Source organism: Eubacterium sp. AF17-7, from assembly GCF_003461285.1.
Taxonomy (GTDB): Bacteria; Bacillota; Clostridia; order Lachnospirales; family Lachnospiraceae; genus Eubacterium_U; species Eubacterium_U album.
This window is the reverse complement of the sequence record NZ_QTWU01000001.1, coordinates 132,781-144,510: the sequence shown is the minus strand read 5'-3', so window position 1 is coordinate 144,510 and position 11,730 is coordinate 132,781. Positions and strand designations below refer to the sequence as shown.

Below are 11,730 nucleotides of genomic sequence, written 5' to 3'. Positions count from 1 at the left end.
ATTTCAAAATTTTCATTTTGGTGTTTTTGCCTTTTTTGCAAAAAAAATGGCGTAAAAAAATGTCGAAAAAACATAATTTTACGCTTATTTTTGATAAAAATATTTTTATTTTTTTATTAATTCTTTTATTAAATCCATTTTGTCCATAGCCATTTCATATCCCATTTCATTTGTCTGTCTCAACACTTTCACATCCTTTTCAAAACTATTGAGTTTCACCTTTGGCTGAAGTATTATTGCCTTTCCCTCATCTTCCAACTTATGACAATACTCTACTGTCTCGTTATATCTGATGTGTCTTGTATATAGGGCATTTGCTAATTCAGGATATTTCTTTTTAACACGATTCGCTGCAAATTTGGTCTTTGCATTTAATGTTTTCCTATATTCTAATGGCTGTGTCAGGATAATTAGATTTTTTTCATTTCCATCCGCCATAGACTTACGTATCGGAATCGGGTCAGCTATCCCTCCATCATAATATGGTGTTCCATTAATGTTAATCGTTGGGAAAAATCCGGGTATTGCACATGTTGCTCTTAGCATTGTATATTTATCATCCATTTCCATGCCATCCATATACTCAGCTTTTCCTGTAATACAATTAGTTACACCAACTCTTACCTTTCCTGTGTATTTCTTATATGTTTCCATATCAAATGGCATTAATTCATTTGGAACTGTTCCATATGCAAATTCAAGACCAAATAAACTTTTATCAGTCTTAAAATTGTTTATTCCAATATACCTTTTGTCATTTCTATATTTTTCTAATACCAGTAAATTTCTTTCCTTCTGTTTTGAAATGTATGATATCGCATCCGTTATTCCTGCCGATACACCTATTACGTAAGGAAATTCGATACCATTATCTAATAACGCATCCATTACGCCACAACTAAAAATAGGTCTGAATGTTCCACCTTCTAAAACTAATCCTGCCATACTATTCCTCCTAATGCTTCATTCAGATTTGTTTTACATAAAATACTAATCCAATTAATAACTTTAAAGTCACTCTTTTGTTTTTTATTGTATCTTTTGTTATTTGCAGCCTAAAAGTATATTTTTATAAAACAACATGTCTCTGTGAAATATTAACCGTTGACTCTCTTGTTTCTTCTTCTCTTAGTTTAATTTCAACTATTTTAATTATCTGCTGAACCATTCCATCTTTTTTATAAATATCGCTACAAAATGTTTCTTTAAGTGAACACCACTTATCAACCATACATACTATACCACCCTCAATATTTTTAGGTGGTATCGGTACTAGCGGAAACATATGTCTTACTATAAGATTCTTTTCTATTTCTGTTAGTTTAAAATCCCTTGTAGCATTTTTCAATGCTATTGCCGGGTGTTTAAATCCATGCCATCTTCCATGAGGTTTATGCCAGTCATATAAAAAATAATCATGCAAAAGGCCGCCTCTTATAAGACTTTCCCTATCATATTCAGTTCCCATGGCTTCTGCCATCAAAAAGCTATTGTATGCTACAGCTATGCTATGTTCTAAGCAACTTGTTTTTCCATGTTGTACAAACTTATGCATAAGCATTACTTTTTCTCTGGTACAAATAGGCATTGCTATTTCTAAAAATATTTGTTGCTTTAATTTGTCGTCCAACATATTCTCCTTTATTAATCTGTATTGCCCCGCCCTTCGGTCAGCGGCTATTCGTCGGAAACATTTATAAAAAATGAACTTCGTTCATTTTGTTTCCTCCTTTATTAATCTGTATTGCCCCTTCCATTCGGCTTCTTCCCTGTAAGACTCATTCCTTATGGCTTTGATTTCTTAGAAAAACTGCCTTTACATGCGAACATGAAGGCAGTTTTTTGTAATTCTGAGTTATTAAATAATATAACAGGCTTCGCCATATTTTTCTTCCCAAATCCAATTGAAGTTGTCAAAATAATTTGTATTCGGGCAATCTTCGTGTAAATCTTCTGCTATTATCTGGATTATATGGCGTAACTCTAATTTTTCTAAATATTTTTCAGGAATTGCTCTTGCTCCAAGATATGCACCAAGTATATTTCCTGTTACGGATGCTATTGCTCCGCTTTTACCGTCATTATTGACCGCAGCATGAATTGCTTTTTCAAAATCTTCTTCATACTTTAAACTAAAGTAAATTGCTGCTGCAAGTACTTCATCGGCACTATTTCCTATACCGATTTCTGATACTGCTTCTTTATCATCTATATCTTCACCTGTTAAAGAAACGGCTCTGCTTAATCCTTCCATGACACTTTCAACATGTGGTTTATATCCACATAATCTTTTTACTGTGTTCATTGCATCTGATACTGCTTCTTTTAAAGTCATTTCCGTATATGTTACTTTATTTATTATATGAGCTAATATTGCAGCTGAAATATAAGCAGCATCATATCCATGTGTAGATGCAGCTACATTTGCAGCAAACACATCTATTTCTTCAATCTGCATATTTTCTTCTTTAAAATAAAGTCCCACAGGAGCGATTCTTGTAATAGCTCCAAAATCCATTCCTAACTTTTCAGGCTTTTCAACACTTCCAAAATCGCCTTTGAAAATATCTATTCCTGATTCTAATGAATGTCTTCTACTATGCAAATTTTCTATATTATATAACCATGTTGTATGGCTTTCGTTAGTATTATCACTTTCCTGTGTTTTAACCCAATCTTTGTATGCCTGACATACTGTTGCAACATCTGGTCCCTCAGTACCTATTTTACAGGCTTTTGTCTTTCCTGATAAAATTCCATTTGCAGTAAATAACGATAACTGTGTTATATCTGATATTCCTGCTTTACCATTTTCATCTAATAAATATTCGCTAATACCATTTTCACCATGTTCTTTACGAATATCATCAATGTTAAGATTCATAACCGGGTAACCAAGTGCATCACCTACAGCACCACCTAACATACAACCCCTTACCTTATCTAAAATAATAGGATTCATTAATTTCCTCCTCCTTTTATCCTTTACGCACAACTATATTATCATTTCCAATTTTTCATTGTGCGATGTAACTATTCACGTTCTTACATATTTTCCATTATAATACAAATATTCTATATACTCAAAACAATATTTTACTAATTTGTTAATTTTTTATTGCCCAACGCATTTTTGTTGATCTTGCACGCGGATTCATATTACATTCTTCTGCAGACGGTCTTATTACATCCTTTGCAATTTCTGAAAATATTCCCTGCTTATATAGGGCTTTAAATGCCTTCTTTACAAGTCTGTCTTCACCTGAATGGAAAGTCAGAATCGCAACTCTTCCACCTGGTGCCATTGCATCCGGTAGTTTTTCAAGAAAATCATATAACACTTCAAATTCATTATTTACATCAATTCTTAAAGCCTGAAATGTTCTGGCACAGGACTTTTTCACTGCTTCTTTTCTTTCTTTCTGTGGAATAAAAGATAATGCCTCTTCTATTACATCTTTAAGCATAAGTGTTGTTGTTATTTTCTGTCCTTTTCGGTTCCTTTCCACTATAGCCTTTGCAATTTCAGCGGCATAAGGTTCGTCTGAGTTTTCAATAAACATCCCTTCAAGTTCATCTTCCCTGATATTTTCCAATCTTTGAGCTGCTGAAATTCCTTTATGCGGATTTAATCGTAAATCAAGCGGGCCATCATATTTATAAGTAAATCCTCTCTCCGGATTGTCAATCTGCATAGATGATACACCTAAATCTGCCAATACAAAATCAAATGGGCCGTATTCTTTTGCCACTTCATCTATATTTGCAAAATTAGTATTAATAGCTGTAAATATATTATCTCCAAATCCTTTGTCTGCTAATCTCTTTTTTGTTTTTTCTATTTCTATCGGATCTATATCTAATCCGTATACATGACCATTTCCTTCAAGGCATTCGAGCATCTTTGATGTATGTCCACCATATCCTAGAGTTGCATCCAATCCTTTCTGCCCCGGCTTTATTTGTAAAAATTCTAATATTTCTTTTACACAAATAGATATATGCATACCTGCAGGAGTACTTCCCTTTCGTATTACTTTTTCTATTGTATCAGCATATTTTTCAGGCTGTTGTTCTTTATACTTTTCTGCATACGTTCTCGGGTGTGTTCCTTTATATCTTACCCTTCTTTTGTGAACTTTTTCTGTCTCAATATTTTGGTTGTTATCCATTATGCAATCCTTTCACTATTATATTTTAGGGGGTATTTAAAATATATATTTTTTACAGCTATGAAATGGTAGTTATTTGCACAAATTTTAATCACGTCACATTTATTTATAACTGCATACCGTTTTCTGTAAACTATATAGACATTTAATAGTCTATACTCTCTTTGAATCGTTAAATTCTAATAACATTTCTACCGAGTTTAACATACAATTCATCTGATATTCTACTGCAAAGCATATTTGCTCGAATTCAGGATATCTTATCCTTGCCTGTTGAATAAGAGGAATGACATGCTTATCTGTCTCATTAATGTACTTAACGAGTCTTTTTCTCGAAAATATTAAAGCCATTGTCGACACATTATTACACCTGTCAAACATCTTTGTTATCGTTGCTTCTCTATTATCAATTAACCTTGCAAAATATTTTAATCTTGCTTCTTCCTTATCCTCACCTGGCTTAACTTCAAATGTCATTGCTTTTACCCCGGCTTTAACAATATCATTTATAGGCATACTTGTTTCCGAAATATTACAATCTTCACACACATCATGTAAAAGCATCGTTGCAATTATGTTGTCTTCTTTAATTCCTAAGGATATTGCATGTCTTGCAATTGTTAACGGATGAATAATATACGGTCCACCTTCCATCCTTGTCTGTTCCTTATGGCATTCATTTGCCATTTCCAATGCCATAATTGACTGTTCCATGTTGTTATCATGCACATATCTGTAAATATAATTGTACAGTTCATCCACGTTCATTACATCCTGTACTCTCTGATGAATTCTTACTTTGTCATTTGTCATAATAATCACCCCTTTGTGTTGTTATACGCATTTGACACTATTAAATTGTAAATAAAGTTATTATTTTATTTTATCATATTAGTGTAAAATGTTCTACCAAAACCCTGGAATATTGCACTTAAACTCATACAAATATTGCGGTGATTTTTTCAAATATTTCATTAAAAAACATACAAGTATTACATCAAAAATTATACAAATATTTCATTAAAATTGATTCATAATAAAGTCCCATATATAACACAAAGAGGCTTCGCTTCAACAACCTAAATGTTGAAGCGATAGCCTCCGTTTTCAATATCTTTTATTTATTTTTCTATTGTATTGCTCCAATTATAATCAATTGGTAATTCTGCAGGATTTACCACCTTAAGAATCTTATCATATAAGTAATTATGAGCTGCCTCATTTACCATTGATCTCTTCTGGTAAATCTTCTTCCCGATTTCATAAATATTGAATTCTTCTACATTACTGTATGCAATTGTTCCGTCTTCTAAAATTGCATATGATCTTGTGTAGTATTTTGCTGAAAGTCCTTCTGCATTGTAGTCTTTCAAACCAAATGTTCTTACATAATTCTTTGCTGTCTTTGAATCGCCAACTACATCGCCAATCAAACCTTTGTCTGTTGCTTCATAGCTTGCTACATAAGAATTCTTGCTGTTTAATACAATGTCATTCTTTGTTATTGGGTTGTCACCATATACTATTCCGCAAATAACACCTGCTTTTTCTACTTTCTTTCCATCAATTTCAGGTTCTACAGAATATACGATACGAATTCCCATATCTCCTTCTACTCCGTTGAACTTAGCACTCATCTGATATCCATGTACAATAACTTTATCTGAAACCATTGATGGAGCTTCTGCCGGTTTTGTTGTTTCAGGTTCCTTTGTTGTTGTTTCTACCTGTTTAGTTGTTGTTTCAGGTGCCTTTGTTGTTGTTTCTACCTGCTTTGTTGTTGTCTCAACCGGTTTTGTTGTTGGTTGTTCTACAGCTGCTGTTTTATAAAGTCGTGCATCTGTAATTGTGAAGCTTCCGTATCCTTGTGTATTATGAATATGGAAACCAGTATTTGTCTGGTTAATATTTAAACCTGATTTCTGAAGGTCAATTACAACTGTCTTTGCAGTGGATGATGGAGCTTCAACTACATCGCCGCTTGTTGTCACAAACTTAACTGCCTGATTTTTGTTGAACCAATACGGATTCTTCATATCTGTAAAGAATTCTAATCTAAGTTCTTCAAATGCTCTTGTATCACCTGTATATGTCAACTGAAGATATCTGTATCCTGCAGGTGCTTTGTAATTTACCTGACCCATATACTGATATCCGCTTCCTGTACCTACTGTCCATGTTTTCATAAACTCATTAAGTACAATATCTCCTGATGTATCTCTTGAAGTTTCAGGTGTCTTAGTTGTTGTTTCAGCCGGTTTAGCTGTTGTTTCAGGTGCCTTTGTTGTTGTTTCAGCCTGTTTTGTCGTTGTTTCAGGTGCCTTTGTTGTTTCAACTGGTTTTGTTGTTTCAACCTGTCCAGGATTGTTTAAATCATCAGGTGCATCAGGATTTTCAATCATTGATGCTGTTGGAATATTTAATGAAATAGTATATTTGTTGTTATCTTCATTAACTTCATTCTGAATTCTATTAACATCATCAACCCATGCCATTATGCTATGTTTTCCACTTGTAGCTGTCCAGTAATTTCTCTGTGCTGAACCAGAATTTACTGTTAAATCAACTGACTGTCCTGCTGCCAATCCGCTATTATATGTATCGCACCATAAAATATTTGATGTATTTCCATCAATCTGTAACTGATATCCAATAGTTGTTCCTGCCGGAATAGCTGTATCACCTGCATTTGTAATTGTTGCAGTAAATACTAACTGATCTCCAACAGCAATGTCCTGCTTATTAGCAACTATCTTTGATACAACTAAGTCATATCCACCTGAAACTCTTGTTACAGGATTTGTAGCTGCATCTCCATAAACATTAAATTTCTTTGTTCTTGTATTATTGTTCTTGTCTGTTTCATTTGGAAGTTTATTTGTATCATCTGCTGTTGCAACGATTGTATGACCTCCTCTTGAAGCTATCCAAGCACCTGTTGTTGAAAGTTTAACTGTCTGTCCTGCTTTCAAACCATCTTTAAATTTCTGATTTCTGTAAGTTGTTGTTCCATCAACTACAACTTTGAATCCAATTGTTACTCCTTCAGGAATATCTACATTACTTGTATTAGTAATTGCAACAGAGAATGTAACCTTATCTCCATTTTTAAGGTCTGATGAGCCATTTTCATTTTTCCATGTTAAACCTGTTAAAGCAATATCATATCCTGTAATACCTTCTAATGGATTTGTAACACCACCTTGCTGTCCACCATCAATATATGGTTCAGGATAACCCGGTACTGTATATGTAACATCATCATCATAGATTGTTGCATTCTTCACACATGATGAATCTGTTCCACCTGTATAGAAATATGGTGATCCATCTTCTTTGTTCTTAAATGCAGAATTTGCAATTTCGATTCCATTAAATGTAGCTGATGATGAGCTTCCAAGTCTGATAGCTGCACCTGCATGAGGAACTGATGAATAATTTCCCTGCTGACCATCTATACCTGAGCCTAAAATCTTAGTATTGTTAAACACTACATTACTTGCTGAGTTATCAAGGATTCTGATACCATCATGCTGAGCATCATAAATCTGAGTATTGTTAAATGTTACATTCTTGACTTCCTGCTTGATATCAACTGCACCAAGTTCTTCACCCCAGCTGTCCTTTGTACATCCGGCACGAACTATGATGTTATTATCAAATGTCATATTTTTACACTCACTAAATTTGTAACCGTCAAATGTTGTATTTAAATGAATACCTGCTGCCATAAATGTATCGCAAATGTAATTGTTATAAACTTTGAAATTATCACCACCATAGATTGCAATACCACCAGCTCTCCATATGAAATCAATTGTATTATATGCGAATACATTTCCAGATTCATTTTTAGCTCCGCCCCAACTGTTATTCCAACATGCTAAACCATCATCACCATTGTTTCTGATAGAGCAGTTGTAAACTGTTGCATTGCTTGTACCCTGACAGAAGTTTACTCCGTCTGCAAGATTATTTCTAATCCTACAGTCCATTACTTTAACTCCGTCTGAGTAATCCATTTTTCCATTGTAATCACCAAACCAGAATCCACATTCAAAATGTTCTTCCCAAATATCATGGATTACTGATCCATCTGTGAATACATCCATAAAGCATTTATATACTGCCTGCTGATTATAACGTGATCTAAGATTTGAATTAATGTACATATTACAAAATTCAATATTATTACAATATCCATCCTTTGAACCGCTTGTCTGCCATCCGGCGGAAATACCACCGCCACCGGCATCAGGATTTGTAAACTGAATATTTGTATACCACATACCTGCACCTGTAATCTTCATGTTTGAACCATATAATCTCCAAACCTGTCCGATTTCAAATGTTCCTGCCGGGATATAAACATCCATGTTTGATCTGTCTGCTTCTTCTATACAACGATAAATTGCATCATAGTCGTCCTGTCCATCATCAGGAACTGCTCCAAAATCTTCAACATTTAAAGAATTGTCCGGCTGTGCAATTTCATCAGGTACATTTTCAATTTCAAGGAAGTCTACACCATATTCTAAAGCATTGGCTCCACTGCTCTGAATTCTGATTGTATCACCCTTTTTTAAAGAGTTATCTAATTTAAAATGTACTTCATCAAAAGCGAAACATGGCACTCCACCATCATTATTATCGCTTGGATTTCCACTGGCAAAATACTGCCACATAAAATAAGATGTTAAATCAATTGTCTTTTTGTACTGTCCGTTTACATACACATCTAATGAGCCTTTAAGTCCCATTCCATCACTGGAATCAGGCATTGTAAATCTCATTGTAACCCCATCTCCGGTAGTGTTCATTGTCCACTCTGCGTAAGCTCCTTTTCCAGGAAGTCTTACATATGACTGTTCCGAAGCCTGGCTTGCAATATTCATTCTGTCGAAATTCTTTGATGAAGCAATCTGTGCTCCGCCACCAATATTCGCCTGTAATGAATCATATCTTGTGTAAGGAACCTTAGCTCCTACACGTCCACTTGCATCAGCTTGCGGAATATCAAACTTTGATTCCGAAGCCACCCCTGCGTTTACCTTAAACACACTCTGTGCTGAAGGTAAAGGTTGTAATACCATTGCCCCTGCTAAAGCAAATGATAAAACCTTTTGAATACTTTTTCTCATGTTTCTTCTCCTTCTTATTTTATTTAAAGTTTTACGTTCAACTATTCGCAATTGTGTTGGTTATTTAGATACGACCCCCGACCATCTTCCATATAATCTTTTCTTTTCCACAATTTTATACGCTCTAGCCTTAACGTAATACTTTTTTGCTACATTGATTTTTTTGAAAACCGCTTTTGTCCCCTTTAAGTTTTTAGTAAGAGTATTTTTGCCTACAAACTTCTTTGAAGTTGAAACTTTAATCTGATACCTGTAAACCCCTCTTAATTTTTTCAATGCAATTTTCATTTTGCCTTTTGTCTTTTTTACAGACTTTATTTTTACTTTTCCCGGTTTATTCTTTGTTATTTTTTTCTCAGTCTCATCATTCTGATTTGAAACTGTTTCTGAATTCGAAGATGTTCCCGAATTCATTAAATTTCCCGTATCATTACGGTTTTCATTTCCAGGTGTTGTCTCGTTATCACCTGGTTTTATTGTCTCCTCATCCTTTGTAACATCTGAAACTTCAGGATATCCCGGCACTTCATAAATTAAATCATTATACAACAATTCGTTCAAAATTGAAATTCCATTATAACTTCCTGTAAAAAGATACGGTTTGTCATTATGATTATAAGCACTGTTAGTTATACTTATATTATCAATTTGAGCTTTCGGACTTCCCGATGTCTTAATTGCTGCTCCTACATTTCCTGACACTTTCTGTCCTGCAGTTCCACTTCCATAAATTATTGTATTTTCAAATTTTATCCCTTGTATGTTGTCCTTTAAAGCTATTCCATCGTGCCATGCATCATATATTTTTGTATTAACAAATGAAACATTCTTTACATTTTGCGAAATATCTATAGCTGCTAAAGAACTGCCCCAACTATCTTTATATGTTCCACATCTTACCAATGTATTATTTTCGAATTTTATATTTTTCGTATTATTAAATTTATATCCATCAAATGTTGTATTCAAATGAATTCCAGATGCCATGAATGTATCGCAAATATAATTATTGTAAATATTAAATCCATCTCCTCCATATATTGCAATGCCTCCGGCTCTCCAAATAAAGTCTATTGTATTATATGCAAACACATTTCCTGTTTCATCTTTCGCTGACAAATAATTATTATTCCAACATGCCAGTCCGTCATCTCCATTATTTCTTATTGAGCAGTTATATACCACACTATTGCTTGTACCCTGACAGAAATTTACTCCGTCAGCTAAATTGTTTCTAATTCTACAATTGATTATTTTCATTCCATCTGAATAATCAACTGTTCCACTATAATCTCCTAACCAAAATCCACACTCAAAATGGTCTTCCCAAATATCATGTATTACACTTCCATTTCCCGGAACATCACTAAAACATTTATATGATGCCTGTTCATTATATCTTGAGCTTAAATTTGAATTAATATACATATTGCAAAATTCTACATTATAACATGAATTTTCTCCTGCAAATGCAATTCCTCCGCTATTCGCATTACTGTTTGTGAACTGAATGTTTGTATACCACATTCCTGCTCCCGTAACTTTTATGTTCTTTCCATAAAAAGTCCATTTTCTGCCTATATTAAAAGTTCCTTCTGGAAAATAAACATCTTTTCCCTGAATATTAGCAGCACTTATACAATTTCTTATTGCATTATAATCATCTTTTCCATCATTTGGCTTCGCACCATAATCTACGACATTCAAAGAATTTGCAGGTTGTGCAATAGTTTGTGGAACTTCTTCGATTTCAACAAAATCTACACCATAAATTAAATTGTCTCTTCCTGAGTTTTGAACTCTTATTTTGTCTCCGGAATTTATAGGCTTATTTAATATAAAATGTACTTCATCAAATGCGAAGCATGGAACTCCTCCGTTGTTTTTATCGCTTGGATTTCCGCCTGCGAAATATTGCCACATATAATAAGATGTCAAATCTACTTTCTGACAAAATTCTCCATTTACATATACATCAAGGCTTCCTGTTAATCCTTTACCGCCTGTTGAATCCGGCATTGTAAATCTCATTGTTACACCTGAACCACTTTTAACTGCAGTCCATTCTGCATATGAATCTTTAACCGGCAGACTTACATACGACTGTTGTGACGCCTGACTTGCAATCTTTGTTCGTTCAGATTTTACTGATTCTTCTATTTTTGCGCCATTTCCAATCTCTGCATCTTTTGAATCATATCTAAGATAGGGCATGCTTGCACCAATTCTTCCTGCCTCATCTGCTTGAGGAATTTCAAATTCTGAACTTATATCCGCCTTTACTTCTGTATTAAATTCTGTCATATTTCCCCCTGTTGTCATTACTATTCCCATCAATATAGCTGTAAAAACTTTTCCCTTCTTCACTTTCATTTGCCCTTTCTTTTAAAACGAAAGCCCTCACATGTTTATTACGT

General features: G+C 34.0%; 7 protein-coding genes. All 7 read right to left on the bottom strand.

Going from position 1 to position 11,730, the window contains the following annotated elements; genetic code table 11:
* Positions 1 to 105 precede the first annotated feature (105 nt).
* The 7 genes from DWW96_RS00600 to DWW96_RS00570 all read right to left on the bottom strand — a co-directional run bounded on the left by DWW96_RS00600 (position 106) and on the right by DWW96_RS00570 (position 11,686).
* Positions 106 to 945, bottom strand: a complete 840-nt coding sequence (locus DWW96_RS00600) for a patatin family protein (protein ID WP_117908353.1) — start codon at positions 943 to 945, stop codon at positions 106 to 108.
* A 124-nt stretch (positions 946 to 1,069) separates the two neighbouring features.
* Positions 1,070 to 1,633, bottom strand: coding sequence for an HD domain-containing protein (locus DWW96_RS00595; protein ID WP_117908351.1), 564 nt, complete (start codon positions 1,631 to 1,633; stop codon positions 1,070 to 1,072).
* A 225-nt stretch (positions 1,634 to 1,858) separates the two neighbouring features.
* Complete coding sequence (locus DWW96_RS00590; protein WP_117908349.1) at positions 1,859 to 2,962, bottom strand: ADP-ribosylglycohydrolase family protein; 1,104 nt, start codon at positions 2,960 to 2,962, stop codon at positions 1,859 to 1,861.
* Positions 2,963 to 3,107: 145 nt separating this feature from the next.
* Positions 3,108 to 4,172 carry a 16S rRNA (cytosine(1402)-N(4))-methyltransferase RsmH gene (gene rsmH, locus DWW96_RS00585; RefSeq protein WP_117908346.1) on the bottom strand — a complete coding sequence of 355 codons (1,065 nt, stop codon included), beginning with the start codon at positions 4,170 to 4,172 and terminating at the stop codon, positions 3,108 to 3,110.
* Between the two features lie 153 nt (positions 4,173 to 4,325).
* Positions 4,326 to 4,985, bottom strand: coding sequence for an HD domain-containing protein (locus DWW96_RS00580; protein ID WP_022088843.1), 660 nt, complete (start codon positions 4,983 to 4,985; stop codon positions 4,326 to 4,328).
* A 308-nt stretch (positions 4,986 to 5,293) separates the two neighbouring features.
* A complete protein-coding gene (locus tag DWW96_RS00575) occupies positions 5,294 to 9,313 on the bottom strand; it encodes a CARDB domain-containing protein (protein ID WP_117908344.1) in 4,020 nt (1,339 codons plus the stop codon).
* A 60-nt stretch (positions 9,314 to 9,373) separates the two neighbouring features.
* Complete coding sequence (locus DWW96_RS00570) at positions 9,374 to 11,686, bottom strand: glycosyl hydrolase family 28-related protein (protein WP_117908342.1); 2,313 nt, start codon at positions 11,684 to 11,686, stop codon at positions 9,374 to 9,376.
* Positions 11,687 to 11,730: the final 44 nt, after the last annotated feature.

Excerpts from the sequence above, each read along its gene's own strand:
- DWW96_RS00600 (WP_117908353.1), bottom strand. The coding sequence starts at position 945 with ATGGCAGGATTAGTTTTAGAAGGTGGAACATTCAGACCTATTTTTAGT.
- DWW96_RS00595 (WP_117908351.1), bottom strand. The coding sequence starts at position 1,633 with ATGTTGGACGACAAATTAAAGCAACAAATATTTTTAGAAATAGCAATG.
- DWW96_RS00590 (WP_117908349.1), bottom strand. The coding sequence starts at position 2,962 with ATGAATCCTATTATTTTAGATAAGGTAAGGGGTTGTATGTTAGGTGGT.
- rsmH (WP_117908346.1), bottom strand. The coding sequence starts at position 4,172 with ATGGATAACAACCAAAATATTGAGACAGAAAAAGTTCACAAAAGAAGG.
- DWW96_RS00580 (WP_022088843.1), bottom strand. The coding sequence starts at position 4,985 with ATGACAAATGACAAAGTAAGAATTCATCAGAGAGTACAGGATGTAATG.
- DWW96_RS00575 (WP_117908344.1), bottom strand. The coding sequence starts at position 9,313 with ATGAGAAAAAGTATTCAAAAGGTTTTATCATTTGCTTTAGCAGGGGCA.
- DWW96_RS00570 (WP_117908342.1), bottom strand. The coding sequence starts at position 11,686 with ATGAAAGTGAAGAAGGGAAAAGTTTTTACAGCTATATTGATGGGAATA.